We start from the raw sequence: 17,326 nt of genomic DNA on the forward strand, positions 1-17,326 counted from the left end.
CTGCCCCATTTTCGGCAATGCAACGTCAACCACTCCCCAGCACTTCGCCCCGCCGAGCACAAGCTCGACGGGGCGAAGTGGTCAGAGCCCGAATGAACCGACAGCACCCGAGGAGCACGGGGCCGCCGGACCTATTCAGACGTCCCAGCGGTCCGACGTGCCGTCCGGAGCGGTGTAACTCACGAATTGCCCCTCCGGCGCGGCTTCGACCGTGAACCACTCCCGGCGCGGGCGGTTCTGAGCGAGCCAGGTTCGGTGAGCCGCCTCGATGGTCTGCCAGAGGTCATGGGGGCCGGTGAGAGCCACGGTGGACGAGCCGTCGGGGTGGTCCTGTACACGGGCCGCGGAGCCATCTGCGGGGTCGTAGAGGTTGCGGCCCTCGCGGATGACCGTCGGCCTCAGGTGAAGGCCTGCCCAGAAGGAGAATCCGGGATCGTCCAGCACTCGGGCGCTGGTCCCGGTGATCCGCTGGCACCCCGCCTCCGGTTCCGGGACTTCCGGGCGAGCGCCTTCGCCGGACCGCAGGGGCATGAAGGCGGCCGGGCTGTGGAGGAAACGCCCGACCGCACGTCCGTCGGTCAGCTTGGTCAGCCGAGCCACCGCACCACCCATCGGAGCGACGATGAGACCACCCGGAGCGCACTGGTCGAGCCAGGCCTGGGGGAGACGGCGGACGGAGCAGGTGGCGATGATCCGGTCGTACGGCGCGCCGCTCGGGTGTCCGTCGGCTCCATCGGCCCGGACGACGGTCGGCTCGAAGCCGGCCTGGTGCAGCCGACTGCGGGCGGTGGCCACCAGTTGGTCGGTGCGGTCGACCGTGGTGACGCCGGACGCTCCTGCGAGGTGACAGAGCAGAGCGGCGTTGTAGCCCGTCCCGGTCCCGATCTCCAAAACCTGGTCCCCAGGCCGGACGTCCAGCGCGTCGAGCATGTCGGCCATCAGGCTCGGCAGCGTGGACGAGGAGGTCGCGACCCCGCGCCGCCCCTCCGGCCCGGCGTCCTCCGCGTGCACGCCGTCCACCTCGGTGACGAGCACCTGGTCCGCGTAGACCTCTCGAAGCCAGGCCTCATCCGCCGCATCCGCTGCCCACCAAGGCCGGTGGAGCCCGCCCTCCTCCCGGTAGAACACCGGGACGAACGGATGCCGGGGCACGTTCAGGAACGCCTCGACCACCCGTGAGGACAGCACCGCACTGCCCCGCTCAACCTTTGAGGCCAGGGCGATCCGCGCTTGCAGGAGTCGTGCTTCGTCGTAGCGGGCGGTCGTCATGCCCGGTCGGTCCTTTCCAGGTAGTCACAGATGGCGGCGGTGATGGGTAGCCCGGTTGCCTGCTCGATGAACCCGTACTGCCCGTTGGGGTTCACCTCAAGGAACGTCCAGTCGCCCGAGGGGGATACGACGAAGTCGAACGCGCCGTAGGGGAGGGCGAGTCGATCGAGCATGCGGCGGATCGCGGTCGCCACGGCAGCCGGCGGCTCGCAGACCCGGTAGGTCAGGCTGTCGTAGTCGCTGCGCCAATCGACCGTTGCTTCCGCCGAGTTCGCGTGGATCTCAGCGGCGAACAGCTGTCCGTCGACGGCGGTGAGCCGAACTTCGTAGGCCTTGGGCACCCACTCCTGGAACAGGTGCGCCGTGGTCGAGATCGACGGGTCGCCGAGGTCGTCGGCGGTCAGCACACTCGCGTAGACGGCGACCGACCGGCCATCGAGCGTCCCGCGGATCGGCGTGAAGGGCTTGTAGACCAAAGGAGTTCCGATAGCTGCCGCGAACTCCCGTGCGGAATCCGAGTCGTTGGTGATCAGCGTTCGTGGGACTCGTAGTCCTGATTCGGCTGCCACACGGAGCTGGAACGGCTTGTACTCCGCGTCAGCTGCACTTCCGGGTGGTGGCAGCCAGCGGCATGGCAGCGCCGACAGCAGGCCGCCGAACCCCCGCCGCGCTTCGGCGGAGGCCACGCTGCGGGCCTCGGCGGACATGGTTTCCGGGAACTCCGGTGCGGTCGGCCGGCGGTAGTAGACCGACCGCACGGCCGAAAGATCCAGCGTGCGCCGTTCGGTGGCCAGCGTCCCGCCCCAGCCGGCCGCCCCGTCGAGGCTGGCCGTCAAGGCCAGCCTCGACGGGAACCACGCCGTGTCCGCCCGAAAGACGGGGGTTCCGCGCCGATTCAGCTCCTCGATCACGAGATCGGCGGTGGGATCGAACGCCCCCGTGAGCACCAGGACGGCATCGACGGTCGGCATCTCAGTCGTTGCTGCTTCCCGGGTCGTCCGGCGCGTCCATCTGCCCGGAGGGTTGCGTCGGGCCGTACGTCTTGGGCGGGGTGCTGGTCATGTAGACGCCGGGCGGGAGGCCCTCGTAGGTGCAGGTCTGCGTCTCGTCGTCGTAGCCGATGTCGGCGGGCAGGATGCCCCCGGCCCCGGTAGCACGATTAGAGTTCCTACTGCCGCAAGAAATCATCCCGGACGACCTCGATCATGCGGCGCATATCGTTACCGGAGAGGGCAGCAGCCGCGAATCCTTCGAACTTTCGGACGTAAACATCAACATCACGAGGATCAGTGACGGAAACCTCGGCATGGACGGTTTCGACCGTCACCATGCGGTCGTCCCGGACAACAAAGGAGTGCGACGGAACGTCTGACTGCCGCGCCGCCAGCGGCACGACCCGAATATCGACATGGGGAAGTCGAGAGACGGAGAGGATTCGGTCGAGCTGCCCTGCCATCATAGCGTCCGGCACGAGACGCCACCGAAGGACAGACTCGGTGATGACAAACTGAAACGTCTTGGAGGTCTCGTAGAGAGATTGCTGCCTTGCGATCCGTGCCGCGACGGTCCGATCCAGCTGATCCTTACCAATACCGGTTCTCCCGAACACAGCTCGAATGTATTCAGGTGTCTGAAGCATTCCGGGAACAAGCGACGGCTGGAAGACCCGAAGCACATTCGTGACGTCATCCAGGGCTTTGATCTGCTGCTGCTTGCGGTGGTACCCCAGGCGCCGGATCAGGCGCCAGGCTGTCGCCTCCGTGGCTTCGGCCCTCGCCGCCGCCATGTACTCCGCCTTGACCTCCTCGGAGACGCCAATGGCCGTGAGGATGCGATCCACATCAACGACGGTGGGTGACACCTTGCCAGTCTCGATCTTGCTCAACTTGCTCGGAGACATGACAGCGCCACGGGCCACAGCCTTGGCTTCCTTCCCAGAAGCCTGCCGAAGTTCCCGCAGCGCTGCCCCGAGCTGTGTTCTGTTCACTCGCCGTGCTCGGCCCACCACTCCGCGAACGGGACGGCGTTCGCCATCGCGACGTCACGGTAGGCCCTGAACTCGGCAATCCGGCTACCGGTATGAAATTCGGATCCGAGGTACTTCCCGTTGCCGTCGTAGCTCATCTCGGCAGCGGTCGCATCATCGAAGAGCCAGAAATCCGGCGCCGCCTGAACGGGGTTGGCCTGGCCCGTGATGTCGAGGATGAAGAACTCCTCACCAGCCGCCATGTTCCGCTGGTACCCCCAGCCAAGCTCGAACCGGAGGTAGTCCGTGAGCGGACGCGAGAGGATGTGCACCCGGTACATGCGCTTGCCGGCCCGGGCAGCATCGCCCACGGTCCTGACCCAGCCGGAGGTCTTGAAGTCTTCCGGCTGCTCCTGACCTGCGAGGAAGGCGTGATAGGCGTCCACTCCGCCGGACTGGCTGTAGTCGTCGAGCGTCTCCAGCCGGAACGCCTCCCGCTCGAACTCCGAGAACCAGTCCCCAAGGGTCCTAGATGAGGTTGTCACGGATGGCCTTTCGGATGAGTTCGACAGGAATCTCGACCAGCTTCTCGTGAGCCGGAAGCTGAAGGTCGTGCTCAGTCAGGTGCTCGCCCTGGACAGCGAGGGTGCCCCTGTCAGTCAGGTAGAGCGTCGGGCATTCGCCCTCGTCGCAGGAACCCACAAGCCGTGTCAGCTTCACGATGTCTCCTCGCTCGCTCGTATCCCGACGATGCTCCCGAGTCGAACCGGGCGGAGGCAAGAGGCACGCGTTTCCGATACTGGAAACCAGCCCAACTTCGAACATTCACCCGAAAGTTCGGCGGCGATCACGCTCCTTGTGCCAGCGGCCCCTTGCACTGAGCAAGAGGCCGCCGACGGGAAGGGGGTTGGCGCAGGAAGTCGGACCGGCCGACTCCTGCGCTGGGGGTCACTGCTTGGGGAAGTTGGCGGTGAGGGCTGAGGTGCGGGTGAGGATCGCGACGGGGATCAGGGCGAGGGCGGACAGGCCCTGGAGGACGGCGTACCAGGCCGGGCAGATGCCGGGGATCAGGTCGACGCCGATGACGGCGAGGGGCATCACGGTGGTGATGGTCCGGATGCGGTCGAAGGCCTTGGCGGAGCCGCCCTCGGCACGGGCGGTCACGCGCAGGAGCACCGGGGCCAGGGCCGGGAAGATCACGCCGCGGATCCACATGAACGGCGTGGTCTCGTGGCCGAGCGAAGCCATCACGGCGACGGTCGCGAGAGTGATGACGCCGACCGCGCCGAAGAGCGTGATGCACTTCTTCGCCGTGGTGAAGGCGCCCTGGGTACGGGAGTTGCCGAGGGTCGCCGTCGCGGTCATCGCCATGATTCTGTCCTCCGTGTCGTGGTGATGACGACGTTACGGAGCCGGCGATCGGGCCAACACCGGCCTGGCCCCACACCTGGGGGTGGGCCCAGACCCACCCTGTGGCCTCACCCGGCGGCCTCTTGCGGGGAGCAAGAGGCCGCCGGAACGATTCGCTAGGCGTTGGTGATCAGGTGGTCGAACTCGCCCACCTTCGCGCCCTGGAGGAACGCCGCGAACTTGTAGGGCATGGTCCGGACGATGATGTCGCCCTCGTCAGACTCACGGAGCTCGATCACCCCATCAACAGCCCGCACCTCAACGCAGTCGGCGTTCGAGCCGGAGTAACTTGACTTCTGCCAGGTGGAGTTACGCATATTTGCTTTCCATGTCCTTCTTGATGGATCGAATAAACTCTCGGGACTCCTCTTCCGAGAGGGCGGCCGACCCGATCTGGGCAAGCAGTGACCGAAATCGGGCTGTGTGGGCTGGTGCATCGAAGAGCAAGTTGCCGACACCCGAGTCTGCCTGCACCGTGTCGAGCTCCCGGATCGGTCCTTCGACATACGTGAAGTTCTCGTTGGGGAGCGGAATCGCATCGACGTCGAACAGCACGACTCGAATCGAGATGTTGGGCCGCTCGGAGGCTTCGAGAAGGGCACCGAGTTGCTCGGCTTGGACCTTGGCTCCGCTGAACTGCATGCGCAGCGCCGCTTCGTGGATGTATGCAGCGAATGGAGTCGATTCGGATCGGACGATGTGCTGACGCCCCAAGCGAAAGGCAGCCCTCAGATCGACCTCGTGATCCGGAAGGCGCGGATAGGAACGAGCGAAGATGGCCGAGGCATAGGCATTCGTCTGAAGCAACCCATGGATGAAAGCCATCGTGTAGGCCGAGATCCCTCGCGCGTGACCTTCGATCTCAGCGACCTCAAGGAAGTCCTGCGAGAGACGTCCGCGATACCCCTCCCACCAACTGCCCTTGTCGCGGTCCGTGATGATATCCGCCAGGGCATCGATCAGGGGCTCATTGACACACATGCACAGCGCGGCGATCGTCCGCAGGCGTTCGACGCTGATCCCGGTCTTCCCGCTCTCCATCTGCGTCACATGGGCAGGGTTGATGCCCAGCGCGCGGGCGAGCTGACTGCCGCCGAGGCCGGCTTGCTCCCGCATCCTGCGCAGCTCGGCACCCAGCCGCCGTTGGCGGAGAGTTGGGTTCGATCGAAGCGCCATCGCGTCCCTCTCTGCAGGTCGTGGGACCAGTCTGCCTCACGGCCGACGCCACGTTAGAGGGAACTTCTCGCGGTCCGCCACAAATCTGTGGCGGACCGCGCTATCGTCATTCTCGGCTCGATCCGACGGATCGTCAGCAATGCCTCCATTCCAGGCAGTAGGCGCCTGCTGCCCACACGCCGAAGAGCAACCATCGCCTGGCCTGGCTCACGGCTTCCCGTCTCACACCACTGCCTCTCGGAGGTTCCCGTGTGCACCCGTAACACCCCCTCGCTCACCCTCTCCAAGCAGGCCCTGCGGAACGCCCTGACCCGCAGCAACTGCGACCCCGAGACCATCTTCAACGCCGAACTCGCCCTCTGCGAGCTCATCGTGAACGCCTGGCGGCACGGCGACACCGCCTCGCCCGTCGTCTTCTTCTCCATCCTCGGCCGCACCCTCCACGTCTCCGTCTCCGACGAGTCCGACGCCCTCCCCCACCAGCGCACGCCCGCCGCCTTCGCCGAGACGGGCCGGGGCCTCCAGCTCGTCGAAGGCCTGACCCACCGCTGGGGCGTCGACCCCCAGAAGCGCGGCAAGAGCATCTGGTACGAGCTGGACTTCGCCTCGTGAGCCGCGACCCCATCGCCCCCGACGACCCCCGGATGCGCGACTACACCAGACCCCAGATCACCGCCCTCCTGGGCGAGTTGCACCGACGGGGCATCCCGCACGGACTCCTCTGGGGCTCCGCCGCCACCCCCGAAACCACCCTCGACGGCCGCATCCTGGTCGACTTCGGCAACGCGCCCGTCAGTACCCTCCTCAACCTCCTCCACCTGCTCCGCGACCTGGACCGGAACGAGGCGTGGACCCCGTGAGGTTCTTCGTCGGCGCCGTCCTCCTCGTCCTCCTGGCCCTCGCGCTCGCCACCGTGGCCCTCGGTGTGATCGCGACCCTGAAGATTCCGCGTCCCGACGACAGCGAAGAACCCCGCTGAACACGCGGAGGCCCTCGCCCCGAACAGGGCGAGGGCCTCGCGGGCGTCCGACGGCTCCGGGTTAGCCGCCGGACGAGTTCCGGCTGCCTCCTCCGAAGCCACCGCCACCGAAACCTCCGGCAGCAGCGGCGCCTTCGACGAGCTGGCTGGCGTTGTAGCCGCCGTTGGAGTCCGGCGTGCCGACGACCGTCACGCTCTGACCGGGCTGGAGGTCGGCGACCTTGCCCTCCTTGTTGAGCTGGACCTTGGTCGAGTCCGCCGTCGTCACCTTGATGGTGTTGCCGTTGGCGTCCGTCAGGTACACGGTGTTGCCGTCCACGGCCTTGACGGTGCCCCGCGCGAAACCGGGCTGGCCGCCCTGACCGCCCTGACCACCTCGGCGCCCGCCACCCTGCCCGTACCCGCCCGCCGCAGGCCCGGCCGCAGCCGCAGCCTTGAGCGAGGAGGACTTCCCGCTCGGCGCCTGCCCCTGCTGGTACCAAACCCCACCGGCGAAAGCCCCGGTAGCGATCACCCCGCCCGCCAGCACCAGGCTCAGCCAAGGCAGCTTCCGCCTCGGCGGTGCCGCCAGCTCCGCACTGACGTCCCGCGCGTCCGGCGGCGTGGCAAGGAGCGCAACCTGCTCGGCCTGATTCATCGAAGTACTGCTCCTACTCATGCCGAAGGGCGTCGATCGGCCGCAGCGAGGCGGCCCGGTTGGCGGGGTAGCTGCCGAAGAACAGCCCGATGGCGACGGCGATGCCGAACGCGCCGAGTACGGACTCGGGGATCACCACCGGCTTGATGCCGACGATGCTGAAGTGCGAGCCGGCGATCCCGGCCGCCACGCCCAGCCCCGCGCCGATCACCGACAGCAGCGTCGACTCGGTCAGGAACTGCCCCAGGATGACCGCGCGCGGCGCCCCGAGAGCCTTCCGGATGCCGATCTCACGCGTTCGTTCCGTCACCGTCACCAGCATGATGTTGGTGATCCCGATCCCGCCGACCAGCAGCGAGATCGCCGCCACCGCACCCAGCAGCACGGTGAAGGTCTTCGTCGTGCTCTCCCGGGCGGTCAGCAGGGACGCCTGGTTGGTGATCCGGAAGTCCGCCTTGGTCGGGTCGGTGATCGCGTGGGTCCCGAGCAGCACCCGGGTGATGTCGGCCTGCGCCTCGGACGTCGTATCGGCGGAGGAGGCCTGCACCAGGATCTGGTTGACCGGCCCGAACCCGGTGAACGCGTTCTGCACGGTCGGCAGCGGCGCGATCACCACGTCGTCGGGGTCGGTGAAGCCGCTGCCGCCCTTGGCCTGGAGCACGCCCACCACCGTGAACGGGGTACCGCCGAGCACGATCTTCTTCCCGACCGGGTCCTCGGTGTCGAACAGCTGCTTGGCCGTCGTGGCGCCGAGCACCGCGACCTTGCGCGAGCCCAGCACGTCGTCGTCCGTGAAGTACTCGCCGCGCGCGACCTTCTGGTTGGAGGTCTCGAAGTACGCCGGGTACGTGCCCACGATCGAGCCCGGGCTGTACGAGATGTCCCCGTACAGCGCCGTCCCGCTCGTCGTCACCACCGGGGCAACCGACTTGATCGCTGAGGAGTCCGCGTCGGTCGCCAGGGCCTTGGCGTCCGTGACCGTCAGCTTCTTCACCGACGAGGTGGCCCGGGAGCCACCGGCCGCCGAACCGGCGCTGACCGTCAGCGAGTTGGTCCCGAGCGAGGTGATCGAGTCCTTCACCGCCTGGGACGAGCCGTTGCCGACCGCCAGCAGCAGGATCACCGAGGCGACACCGATCAGCACCCCCAGCATGGTGAGCGCCGAGCGCACCTTGTTGGCGGCCAGGCCGCCGACCGCGAAGCGGAGCGTCTGCCAGAGGATCACGCCATCACCCCCGCCGCGTACAGGGCGGGCGGCGGCCCGTCGACCGGTGCCTGCCGGACGTCGCTCACGATCTGCCCGTCGACCAGCCGCAGCACCCGCTTGGCGTGCTGCGCGACCTCGTCCTCGTGGGTGATCAGCACGACCGTGCGGCCGGTGGCGTTGAGCCCGTCGATCAGGGCCAGCACGTCCTCCGTCGAGCGGCTGTCCAGGTTGCCGGTGGGCTCGTCGGCGAGCAGCATCGCCGGCGCCGTCACCAGCGCCCGCGCCACCGCGACGCGCTGCTGCTGGCCGCCGGAGAGCTGGTTGGGCTTGTGCCCGGAGCGCTCGCCCAGCCCGACCAGGGACAGCGCGGCCATCGCCCGGCGCCGGCGCTCGGCGGCGCGCACGCCCGCGTAGGCGAGCGGCAGCTCGACCTGGGCGAGGGCGGTGGTGCGGGGCACCAGGTTGAAGGACTGGAAGACGAAACCGATCTTGCGGTTGCGGACCAGCGAGAGCTGCTGCTCGTCGAGGTGGCCGACGTCGATGCCGTCCAGCAGGTAGCGGCCGGCGGTCGGGACGTCCAGGCAGCCGAGGATGTTCATCAGGGTGGACTTGCCGGAGCCCGAACTGCCCATCACCGCGACGTAGTCGCCCTGCTCGATGTCCAGGCTGACGCCCATCGGGCCGCCGGTCGCCGGGTCGTCCGGGCCGCGCAGGGCGTGCACGGTGGCGTCGCCGTGCCCGTACGACTTGGTGAGCCGGCTGATCCGGATCACCGGCACGGGATGCGCGGGGACGCGCTTGTCGATGACGTGCTGCATGCTCAGCCCTTACCGCCGCGGCCACCGCCGGCGCCGCCACCGCCGCCACCGCCGCCCGAGAAGCCACCGCCGCCACCGCCCGGGAAACCGCCTGCGCCGCCGGCGCCGCCCCGGCCGCCCGCCCCGCCGAGGCCCGGGAAGGAGGCGTTCGGGAAGCCGTTGCTGCCGCTGGTGGTGGGGAGTTCGACCTTGTCGCCCTCCGTCAGCCCGGAGGTGACCTGCACGGTACTGTCACCCTCGACGCCGACCCCGACGGTGACCCGCTCGGAGCTGCCGTCCGTGTGCACCACGGTCGCGGTCCGCGAGGTTCCGGTGCCCGACAGGGCGGAGGTGGGCAGCGAGAGCGCGTTGTCCGCCTCGCCGGTGATCACCTGGACGGTCGCGCTGAGGCCGGTGCGCAGGGTGCTGGTGTCGCCGCTGAGCTGCAGCGTGGCCGCGTACTGGACGGCCGACGAACCGGCGGCACCGCCGGAGCTGCTCGACGGCAGCGAACTGACCGACAGGACGGTCGCGTTGAGCTTGGTGTCGGACTGCGCGTTCAGGGTGACGGAGGCCGCCTCGCCCTTCTTCAGCTTGAGCGAGTCCAGCTCGGAGAAGTTGGCGGTGACCTGCATCCCGGTCGGGTTGGTCAGCACGATGAAGCCGCTGGGGGAGCCGGAACCGGCGCTCGTACCGGTCGACTTGGCCCCGGAGGAGGACGAGGAGCCGGAGGACGACACGGCCCCGACGGTGTCGCCGACCTTCGCCGAGACCGAGGCGACCGTCCCGTCCACCGTCGCGGTCAGGGTGGTGCCGGCCAGCGCCGCCTGGGCGTTGGTGAGGTTGGTCTGCGCGGTGGCGACCTGCTGCTGGGCCTGGGCGACGGCCGCGTCGTCGACCTTGGTGGTGGTGATGGTGGTGGTCTGCGGGGCGGGCACACTGCTCCCGCCCGCCCCGCGACCGCCACCGCCGCCACCGCCCGAAGCCGCGCCCGAGGGGGCGGGCGAGGGAACGGAGGACTGGGGCAGCGGCTCGGTGGTCGTCGTGGTGACCCCGGCCTGCGCCTTGGTGAGGTTCGCGTTGGCCGTGGTGAGGGCCACCTGCGCGGCGTCCACCTGCTGTTGGGCCGCCGTGGTGTCGACGGTCGCGAGCACCTGGCCCTTCTTGACGGCGTCCCCCACCGCGACCTTGACGGCCGTGAGCCGCCCGCCGGTGGTGAAGTCCTGGGCCGCGTCGGTCGGCGAGACCAGGGTGCCGGTTCCGGACACGGTGGCCAGGACCGTCCCCTTGGTGACGGTCGCGGTACGGGCGACGGGCTTGGCCGCAGCCGTGCCGCCGCTGCCGTCGACCGTGGCGTACACCAGGGCGGCACCGCCCAGCAGGGCCACGCCGAGCGCGGAGTTGACGAGGACGGCGCCTCGCCGCCGTGGGAGCACCTTCATGGCGGACAGCTTCACCGGGTGCTCTTGCGGAGTCCTGGGCACGGGCTGGAAGAAGACTGACCGGCCGGATCCGGGCATGACGGACCAACCGCCCATCCCGCGCGGGCACCTTGGCGCGGGCGTGGCCAGCCGTTGGCCGAACTCCCAGCGCCCTCCCAGCGTTCCCCAGCCATCCGGCAGCGCATCCTCAGACGGCCGGCCCGGGAACGCCGCAGGGGCGCACCCCGTGGAGTGCGCCCCTGCGGAACAGGCGATCGTCAGCCGTCGGTCTCCCGACCTCAGCCGTTGATCTCCTTGCGGAACGCCTCCGCCACCGCCAGGAAGATCGAGTTGCCCTCGGCCTCCCCGATCGACACCCGCACGCCCTCCGGGAACGGCCGGACGATCACGCCGGCCTCGGCGCAGGCCGCGGCGAACTCCGCCGAGCGCTCGCCGAGCCAGAGCCAGACGAAGTTGGCCTGCGAGTCCGGGATCTCCCAGCCCTGGGCGCGCAGCCCGGCCACCACCCGGTTGCGCTCCTCGACCAGCGCCTCCACCCGCTCCAGCAGCGCCTGCTCCGAGCGCAGCGAGGCGACGGCGGCGTCCTGGGCGAGCTGGCTGACGCCGAACGGGACGGCGGTCTTGCGCAGCGCGTTCGCCACCGGCTCGTGGGCGATCGCGAAGCCGACCCGCAGGCCCGCCAGGCCGTACGCCTTGGAGAAGGTGCGCAGCACGCAGACGTTCGGGCGGTCGCGGTAGAGGTCGATGCCGTTGGGCACCTCGGGGTCGCGGATGAACTCGATGTACGCCTCGTCGACGACCACCAGGACGTCGCTCGGCACGGCGTCGATGAAGCGCTCCAGCTCGGCGCGGTGGATCACGTTGCCGGTGGGGTTGTTGGGGTTGCAGACGAAGATCAGCCGGGTGTTCGGCGTGATCGCGGCCAGCATCGCGTCCAGGTCGTGGTCGCCGCCCGCGGTGAGCGGCACCGGGACGGGCGTGGCACCGGCGATCTGGGTGATGATCGGGTAGGCCTCGAAGGAGCGCCAGGCGAACATCACCTCGTCGCCCGGGCCGGCCGTGGCCAGGATCAGCGACTGGGCGACGCCGACCGAGCCGGTGCCGGTGGCGATGTGCTCGGCGGGCACGCCGAAGCGCGCGGCCAGCTCCGCGGTCAGCTCGCCGACGCCCATGTCGGGGTAGCGGTTGAACGAGCCGGCCGCGGCGACCACCGCCTCCAGCACACCCGGCAGCGGGTTGTTGGGGTTCTCGTTCGAGGACAGCTTGTAGGCGTCGGCGCCGGCCGGCTTGCCGGGCTTGTAGGTGGGGATGCCGTCCAGGGTCGGCCGCAGGCGCGGGCCCTGCGCTGACGTACCACTGCTCACGGTCGTACTCCTTCGTGTCTCTCCGGTCCGCCCGCCGTGCCACGGTCGGGATCACCGCCGTGCCCCGGGTACTCGGAACGCGCCCGGACCACCCCGGTCGGGTGCTTTGCACGATACCGACCGGCCCTCACCCGTAGGAGTGAGATGCCCGGACGGGTTACAGGCGCAGATCAGCCATTCTGCCCGGTTCCTATGGCACATGTCAGAGGTAAGACGGCTGGTTTCGAGCGGGTATCGAAGGGGCGCACCCCGGCTCACTAGCGGAGAAACGTATCTCCAAAGGCTCCCGATGCGCCGGTCACAGACCCTTGTCAGGAGCCATACGATCGGTCCGCCATGACAGCAGCAGCCAACCAGAGCGGTCGGCGTCCCACCACCTCACGGCGTTTGGAGCGGGCCGGCATCCGGGATGTGGCAGCAGCCGCCGGAGTGTCGATCACCACCGTCTCCGACGCGCTGAACGGAAAGGGCCGCCTGCCCGACGAGACCCGCAGCCGGGTGCGCGAGGTCGCCGAGCGCCTCGGCTACCGCCCCTCGGCGGCCGCCCGCACCCTGCGCACCGGACGGTCCGGCCTGATCGGGCTGACCGTCACGACCTACGGCGAAGAACCCTTCACCTTCACCGAGTTCGCGTACTTCGCCGAGATGGCCCGCGCCGCCACCAGCGCCGCCCTGGGCCGCGGCTACGCGCTGGTGGTGCTGCCCGCCTCCTCCCGGCACGACGTCTGGGGCAACATCGCCCTGGACGGCACCGTGGTGATCGACCCGCCCGACCAGGACCCGCTGGTCAGCGAGCTGTACCGGTCCGGCGTCCCGGTGGTCAGCGACGGCAAGCCCGGCAACTGCCCGGTCACCGCCTGGGTCGACAACGACCACGAGGCCGCCGTGCTCGACATCCTCGACCACCTCTCCGAGGCCGGTGCCCGCCGGATCGGCCTGCTCACCGGCACCAGCACCGACACCTACACCCGGCTCTCCACCGAGGCCTACCTCGGCTGGTGCGCCAAGGTCGGCCAGGAGCCGGTGTACGAGGCCTACCCGGCGCACGACCCGGCGGCCGGCGCGGTGGCCGCCGACCGGCTGCTCGCCCGCCCGGACCGGCCGGACGCCGTCTACGGACTGTTCGACCCCAACGGCACCGACCTGCTCGCCGCCGCGCGCCGCTACGGCCTGCGGGTGCCGGACGACCTGCTGCTGGTCTGCTGCAGCGAGAGCGACGTCTACGCCGCCACCGAACCGCCGATCACGACACTCTCGCTCAAGCCGCGCAAGATCGGCACCACCGTGGTCAACCTCCTCATCGACGCCATCGAGGGCGTCGACTCCGGGACGGGCGTGGACATCGCCCGGCTCTTCCCGCCGCGCTTCCGCACCGCCGGGAACGGCCCGCCGCCGGGCACCCTGATGCCCACCGAGCTGATCGTCCGCGCCTCCTCCCAGCGGCGGAGTCCGCGCACCACCGTCAGCCCGCCCCGACCTCCGGGCGAGGTCTAGACCTCACTCGAACCGGGCCGACAACCCCGTCGAGGCGCTGACGAGACCATACCGAGCCGGGACAAAACGGACCCCGCGGGACCGCCCGGCTGACGCTCCGGAGGATTGGATACCCACCAGGTGACGACGGCGGGAGAGTGGTCTTCCTATGATGGGCGAATGACACCCGAGGACCGCTTCCCCGGACCTGAGCACCCCCACTCAGGCCCCCGCCACCAGCCGGACCTCGACGTGCTGCCGTACGGCACCTACTACGAACCCGAGCCCGCCGCGGGCTACCAGGGCACGCCGTACGACGCGGAGACCTACAGCGGCTACGGCGGCGCCCGCTACCTGGAGCAGCACTGGCCCGCGGACGGCCAGGGACACAGCCACACCGTGCACGCCCAAGGGCTCAACACCGACCAGGCCCCGGCGTTCCCGCACCAGGGACAGTACGACGGCGGCTACGAGAGCCAGGACGTCTACGAGGGCCAGGACGCCTACGAGAGCCAGGAGAGCGGCTACGACGACCGCGCCGGCTACGAGCCCACCCTGCCCGACCAGCCCTCCCCCGCCCTCCAGCTCCCCGGCCGCGACGACCCGCCGACCATCGAGCTCGGCCCGCCGCTGCCCGACCCCGCCGCGCCGACCTACCCGTACCCGGCCCCCGGCCCCGACGAGCCGCCGGGCCCGGTCTACGTCGTCGGCGACGTGCACGGCTACCTGGAGGAGCTGCGCGCCGCACTGCGCCACCAGGGCCTGATCGACGCCGACGGCCACTGGTCGGCCGGCCGGGCCCGGATCTGGTTCCTCGGCGACTTCACCGACCGCGGCCCGGACGGCATCGGCGTCATCGACCTGGTCATGCAGCTCGCCGCCGAGGCCGCCGCCGCCGGCGGCTACTGCCGCGCCCTGATGGGCAATCACGAACTGCTCTTCCTCGGCGCCGCCAAGTACGGCGACGAGCCCGTGCAGTCCACCGCCGGCACCGCCTCCTTCCTCGCCGCCTGGCGACTCAACGGCGGCCAGCAGAACGACCTGGACCGGCTGGAGGCCCACCACATCAGCTGGCTCTCCCGGCTGCCCGCCGTCGCACTGGAGGACGGGCACCTGCTGCTGCACTCCGACACCACCGCGTACCTGGAGTACGGCGAGTCCATCCCCGACGTCAACGACGCGGTGCACAGCCTGCTCTCGGACGGCAGCGTGGACGAGTGGTGGGACTGCTTCCGCCGCTTCACCAAGCGCTTCGCCTTCCGCGGCGACGCCGGGCCGATGGCCGTCCACGAGCTGCTCGACACCTACGGCGGCACCCGGATCGTGCACGGGCACAGCCCGATCCCGTACCTCACCGGCGCGGTGCACGCGGACGACGGGCAGCCGCCGCACATCCCCGGGCCGTACGTCTACGCGGACGACCTGGCGGTGGCGATGGACGGCGGGGTCACCATGGAAGGGCGCCTGCTGGTCGCGCGGCTGCCGATCTGACCACCCGACCGGTCGTCAACTCCTACCACTACTCGAACAGTTGTTCCCGGCGCTCGGGCCGCCGCACGCGCGCGGCCCGGGGCGCGAAATTCCGGAAACCGACTGTCAGCACGGCTGCACCCGCCCCTACCATGAGGCACACCAAACCCGGCCGCCCGTCCGGCGGCCCGCCTCCGCGCCCGCTTCGGCGTCCTGAGGGTCCCCGCGTCCTCGATGCGCGTCCTTCCGCGATGCCGATCGGGGTCCGCATGAACGGGGTCCCCATGTCCAACCCCCCGCCGCTGCTCGCCGAGGACCGCCCGGAGTACGAGCGCCTCCTCGGCGAAGCCCTGCGCGACCGCACCGTCCTCACCGCCCTGCGCGCCCCCGGCGCGCTCACCTCCGACCAGCTGCGCGTCCGCGCGCTGCGCGACGCCGACCGCATCAACGCCGCGGCCGCCACCGAGTACGGCCACTACACCGCGCTGCGCGAGGACCTGCGCGCCACGCCCCCACCACCGGACGGCGTCGAACCGTACGCCCCCGGCCTGCTCAGCCAGCTGCGCTCCGCCAACGGCGGCGCCGGGCTGTTCCCCGTCCTCACCGTGCTCACCCCGATCCTCGCCTGGGCCGCCGCACTGGCACTGCTGCTGATCGGCTACCTGCTGCGCGCCGCCGACTCCGGGCTCACCCTCGCCCCCTCCCTGGTCACCGCCGGCTGGGTGGCGCTCGCCGCCGGAGTCGCCGCGATGGCCGTCGGCATCATCGGGCTGCTCCTCACCGCCATACGCGACGGCGCCGCCGCCGTCCCGGCGGGCACCGACCGGGAGCTGGCCGCCGAACTCGCCGCCGCCCGCAACGAGTGGCGCACCGCCCTGCGCGAGCGCGGACTGCTGCCCTACCTGCACACCCAGCTGCCCGCCGTCCCCGGCCGACCCGCACCCGGCTTCAGCAGCCCCGACTTCAGCAGCCCCGGCTACACCCCGCCCGACTTCACCGGCCCCGACGGCCGCGCCTCCCGGCCCGCCGCCTTCACCCCGCCCGACTTCACCGGCCCCGGCTACAGCTCGCCGGACTTCACCGGACCGGACGACGTGGGCTGAGCCCGCCCGGGAAACCGGGCGCACCCCGGGACCGCTCGGCAGGTCGGCTCAGAAGCTCAGAAGCCGGTCGGCAGCCGGGGCGTGTACGGCGCCTCCAGCGCCGTCACCTCCGCCCCGGTCAGCCGGACGTCCAACGCGGCCACCGCGTCGTCGAGGTGGCCCGGGCGGGTGGCGCCGACGATCGGGGCGGTGACCACCGGATTGCCCAGCACCCAGGCCAGCGCGACCCGCGCCATCGGCACCCCGCGGGCCTCGGCGACGGACTGCACGGCGTCCACGATCGGCCGGTCGACGTCCGCGAAGAACCGCCCGGCCACCTGGTCCCCGGCCGAGCGGGCCGTCGACTGCCCGTACGGGCGGGCCAGTCGGCCCGAGGCCAGCGGGCACCACACCAGGCTGCCCACCCCCTGGTCGGCGAGCAGCGGGAACATCTCCCGCTCCTCCTCGCGCTGCACCAGGCTGTACTGGTGCTGCATCGACACGAAGGCCGGGCCGCCGTCCCGGGCCGCGGCGTGCCGCAGCTTCGCGAAACGCCACGCCCACATCGAGGACGCCCCGACGTACCGGACCTTCCCGGCCGCCACCACCTCGCGCAGCGCCGCCACGGTCTCCTCGACCGGGGTCGCCGGGTCGAAGCGGTGCAGCTGGAAGAGGTCCAGGTGGTCGGTGCCGAGCCGGGCCAGCGAACCGTCGACCTGCTCCAGGATCGCCCGCCGGGACAGCCCCGAGCCGCCCGGTCCGTCGTGCATCGGCAGGCCCGCCTTGGTCGCCAGGACGACGTCCTCGCGCCGGGTGTACCGCCGCACCGCGCGACCCACCAGCTCCTCGGAGGCGCCGCCGCCGTACACGTTGGCGGTGTCCCAGAAGGTGATGCCGAGCTCCACCGCCCGCCGGAAGACCGGCGCGGCCGCCTCCTCGTCCAGCGCCCAGGGGTTGTGCCCGCGGCCGCTGCCGCCGAAGCCCATGCAGCCGAGCGCGATCCGGCTGACCTCCAGCTCGGTGCCGCCGAGCTTCACGTACTCCATCGTCGTCC

The 17,326-nt window shown here is 70.4% G+C and carries 20 protein-coding genes; 6 read left to right on the forward strand and 14 right to left on the reverse strand.

Going from position 1 to position 17,326, the window contains the following annotated elements; translation table 11 throughout:
- Window positions 1–135: 135 nt before the first annotated feature.
- The 8 genes from ACIRYZ_RS00430 to ACIRYZ_RS00465 all read right to left on the reverse strand — a co-directional run bounded on the left by ACIRYZ_RS00430 (window position 136) and on the right by ACIRYZ_RS00465 (window position 5,821).
- On the reverse strand, window positions 136–1,269 hold the full coding sequence (locus ACIRYZ_RS00430; protein ID WP_402937639.1) for a methyltransferase domain-containing protein: 1,134 nt from the start codon (window positions 1,267–1,269) through the stop codon (window positions 136–138).
- Window positions 1,266–2,240, reverse strand: a complete 975-nt coding sequence (gene tgmB, locus ACIRYZ_RS00435) for an ATP-grasp ribosomal peptide maturase (protein ID WP_402937642.1) — start codon at window positions 2,238–2,240, stop codon at window positions 1,266–1,268. Before tgmB ends, ACIRYZ_RS00430 begins: the two co-directional genes overlap by 4 nt.
- 197 nt (window positions 2,241–2,437) lie before the next feature.
- On the reverse strand, window positions 2,438–3,256 hold the full coding sequence (locus ACIRYZ_RS00440; protein WP_402937644.1) for a helix-turn-helix domain-containing protein: 819 nt from the start codon (window positions 3,254–3,256) through the stop codon (window positions 2,438–2,440).
- Window positions 3,253–3,780, reverse strand: coding sequence for a DUF6879 family protein (locus ACIRYZ_RS00445; protein WP_402937647.1), 528 nt, complete (start codon window positions 3,778–3,780; stop codon window positions 3,253–3,255). Before ACIRYZ_RS00445 ends, ACIRYZ_RS00440 begins: the two co-directional genes overlap by 4 nt.
- On the reverse strand, window positions 3,764–3,955 hold the full coding sequence (locus tag ACIRYZ_RS00450; RefSeq protein ID WP_402937650.1) for a hypothetical protein: 192 nt from the start codon (window positions 3,953–3,955) through the stop codon (window positions 3,764–3,766). The genes ACIRYZ_RS00445 and ACIRYZ_RS00450 overlap by 17 nt, the downstream gene beginning before the upstream one ends.
- A 228-nt stretch (window positions 3,956–4,183) precedes the next feature.
- A complete protein-coding gene (locus tag ACIRYZ_RS00455; protein ID WP_402937653.1) occupies window positions 4,184–4,600 on the reverse strand; it encodes a hypothetical protein in 417 nt (138 codons plus the stop codon).
- 161 nt (window positions 4,601–4,761) lie between these two features.
- On the reverse strand, window positions 4,762–4,962 hold the full coding sequence (locus tag ACIRYZ_RS00460) for a DUF397 domain-containing protein (RefSeq protein WP_402937656.1): 201 nt from the start codon (window positions 4,960–4,962) through the stop codon (window positions 4,762–4,764).
- A complete protein-coding gene (locus tag ACIRYZ_RS00465) occupies window positions 4,955–5,821 on the reverse strand; it encodes a helix-turn-helix domain-containing protein (protein WP_402937659.1) in 867 nt (288 codons plus the stop codon). Before ACIRYZ_RS00465 ends, ACIRYZ_RS00460 begins: the two co-directional genes overlap by 8 nt.
- A 249-nt stretch (window positions 5,822–6,070) precedes the next feature.
- On the opposite strand from ACIRYZ_RS00465, the gene ACIRYZ_RS00470 reads away from it, so the two are divergent.
- From ACIRYZ_RS00470 to ACIRYZ_RS00480, 3 genes are read left to right on the forward strand one after another with little or no spacing between them, the layout of a single operon-like run.
- Window positions 6,071–6,433 carry an ATP-binding protein gene (locus tag ACIRYZ_RS00470; protein ID WP_402937662.1) on the forward strand — a complete coding sequence of 121 codons (363 nt, stop codon included), beginning with the start codon at window positions 6,071–6,073 and terminating at the stop codon, window positions 6,431–6,433.
- A complete protein-coding gene (locus tag ACIRYZ_RS00475) occupies window positions 6,430–6,681 on the forward strand; it encodes a hypothetical protein (RefSeq protein ID WP_393023871.1) in 252 nt (83 codons plus the stop codon). Before ACIRYZ_RS00470 ends, ACIRYZ_RS00475 begins: the two co-directional genes overlap by 4 nt.
- Entirely contained in the window at window positions 6,678–6,800 is a 123-nt protein-coding gene (locus ACIRYZ_RS00480) for a hypothetical protein (RefSeq protein ID WP_402937667.1), read from the forward strand. The genes ACIRYZ_RS00475 and ACIRYZ_RS00480 overlap by 4 nt, the downstream gene beginning before the upstream one ends.
- Window positions 6,801–6,861: 61 nt before the next feature.
- Here the strand turns inward: ACIRYZ_RS00480 and ACIRYZ_RS00485 are convergent, their stop codons facing one another.
- The 5 genes from ACIRYZ_RS00485 to hisC all read right to left on the reverse strand — a co-directional run bounded on the left by ACIRYZ_RS00485 (window position 6,862) and on the right by hisC (window position 12,247).
- On the reverse strand, window positions 6,862–7,437 hold the full coding sequence (locus tag ACIRYZ_RS00485; protein WP_402937670.1) for a hypothetical protein: 576 nt from the start codon (window positions 7,435–7,437) through the stop codon (window positions 6,862–6,864).
- A 13-nt stretch (window positions 7,438–7,450) separates the two neighbouring features.
- Entirely contained in the window at window positions 7,451–8,662 is a 1,212-nt protein-coding gene (locus tag ACIRYZ_RS00490) for an ABC transporter permease (protein ID WP_402937673.1), read from the reverse strand.
- Window positions 8,659–9,462: an ABC transporter ATP-binding protein gene (locus ACIRYZ_RS00495; RefSeq protein ID WP_402937676.1), complete on the reverse strand. Its 804-nt coding sequence runs from the start codon at window positions 9,460–9,462 to the stop codon at window positions 8,659–8,661. The genes ACIRYZ_RS00490 and ACIRYZ_RS00495 overlap by 4 nt, the downstream gene beginning before the upstream one ends.
- Window positions 9,463–9,464: 2 nt before the next feature.
- Complete coding sequence (locus ACIRYZ_RS00500) at window positions 9,465–10,883, reverse strand: efflux RND transporter periplasmic adaptor subunit (protein WP_402937679.1); 1,419 nt, start codon at window positions 10,881–10,883, stop codon at window positions 9,465–9,467.
- Between the two features lie 278 nt (window positions 10,884–11,161).
- Complete coding sequence (gene hisC, locus ACIRYZ_RS00505; protein ID WP_402937682.1) at window positions 11,162–12,247, reverse strand: histidinol-phosphate transaminase; 1,086 nt, start codon at window positions 12,245–12,247, stop codon at window positions 11,162–11,164.
- Between the two features lie 336 nt (window positions 12,248–12,583).
- On the opposite strand from hisC, the gene ACIRYZ_RS00510 reads away from it, so the two are divergent.
- From ACIRYZ_RS00510 to ACIRYZ_RS00520, 3 genes are all read left to right on the forward strand, one after another.
- Window positions 12,584–13,741 carry a LacI family DNA-binding transcriptional regulator gene (locus tag ACIRYZ_RS00510; RefSeq protein WP_402937685.1) on the forward strand — a complete coding sequence of 386 codons (1,158 nt, stop codon included), beginning with the start codon at window positions 12,584–12,586 and terminating at the stop codon, window positions 13,739–13,741.
- Window positions 13,742–13,900: 159 nt separating this feature from the next.
- Complete coding sequence (locus tag ACIRYZ_RS00515; protein ID WP_402937688.1) at window positions 13,901–15,211, forward strand: metallophosphoesterase; 1,311 nt, start codon at window positions 13,901–13,903, stop codon at window positions 15,209–15,211.
- A gap of 263 nt (window positions 15,212–15,474) precedes the next feature.
- Window positions 15,475–16,293, forward strand: a complete 819-nt coding sequence (locus ACIRYZ_RS00520; protein WP_402937691.1) for a hypothetical protein — start codon at window positions 15,475–15,477, stop codon at window positions 16,291–16,293.
- 56 nt (window positions 16,294–16,349) lie between these two features.
- Here the strand turns inward: ACIRYZ_RS00520 and ACIRYZ_RS00525 are convergent, their stop codons facing one another.
- Window positions 16,350–17,318, reverse strand: a complete 969-nt coding sequence (locus ACIRYZ_RS00525) for an aldo/keto reductase (protein ID WP_402937694.1) — start codon at window positions 17,316–17,318, stop codon at window positions 16,350–16,352.
- Window positions 17,319–17,326: the final 8 nt, after the last annotated feature.

The sequence above is a fragment of the Kitasatospora sp. NPDC101155 genome (genome assembly GCF_044768305.1).
Classification (GTDB): Bacteria; Actinomycetota; Actinomycetes; order Streptomycetales; family Streptomycetaceae; genus Kitasatospora.

Coding starts and splice junctions, on each gene's coding strand:
- ACIRYZ_RS00430 (WP_402937639.1), bottom strand. CDS start 1,269: ATGACGACCGCCCGCTACGACGAAGCACGACTCCTGCAAGCGCGGATC.
- tgmB (WP_402937642.1), bottom strand. CDS start 2,240: ATGCCGACCGTCGATGCCGTCCTGGTGCTCACGGGGGCGTTCGATCCC.
- ACIRYZ_RS00455 (WP_402937653.1), bottom strand. CDS start 4,600: ATGACCGCGACGGCGACCCTCGGCAACTCCCGTACCCAGGGCGCCTTC.
- ACIRYZ_RS00460 (WP_402937656.1), bottom strand. CDS start 4,962: ATGCGTAACTCCACCTGGCAGAAGTCAAGTTACTCCGGCTCGAACGCC.
- ACIRYZ_RS00465 (WP_402937659.1), bottom strand. CDS start 5,821: ATGGCGCTTCGATCGAACCCAACTCTCCGCCAACGGCGGCTGGGTGCC.
- ACIRYZ_RS00485 (WP_402937670.1), bottom strand. CDS start 7,437: ATGAATCAGGCCGAGCAGGTTGCGCTCCTTGCCACGCCGCCGGACGCG.
- ACIRYZ_RS00495 (WP_402937676.1), bottom strand. CDS start 9,462: ATGCAGCACGTCATCGACAAGCGCGTCCCCGCGCATCCCGTGCCGGTG.
- ACIRYZ_RS00500 (WP_402937679.1), bottom strand. CDS start 10,883: ATGAAGGTGCTCCCACGGCGGCGAGGCGCCGTCCTCGTCAACTCCGCG.
- ACIRYZ_RS00510 (WP_402937685.1), top strand. CDS start 12,584: ATGACAGCAGCAGCCAACCAGAGCGGTCGGCGTCCCACCACCTCACGG.
- ACIRYZ_RS00515 (WP_402937688.1), top strand. CDS start 13,901: ATGACACCCGAGGACCGCTTCCCCGGACCTGAGCACCCCCACTCAGGC.
- ACIRYZ_RS00520 (WP_402937691.1), top strand. CDS start 15,475: ATGTCCAACCCCCCGCCGCTGCTCGCCGAGGACCGCCCGGAGTACGAG.
- ACIRYZ_RS00525 (WP_402937694.1), bottom strand. CDS start 17,318: ATGGAGTACGTGAAGCTCGGCGGCACCGAGCTGGAGGTCAGCCGGATC.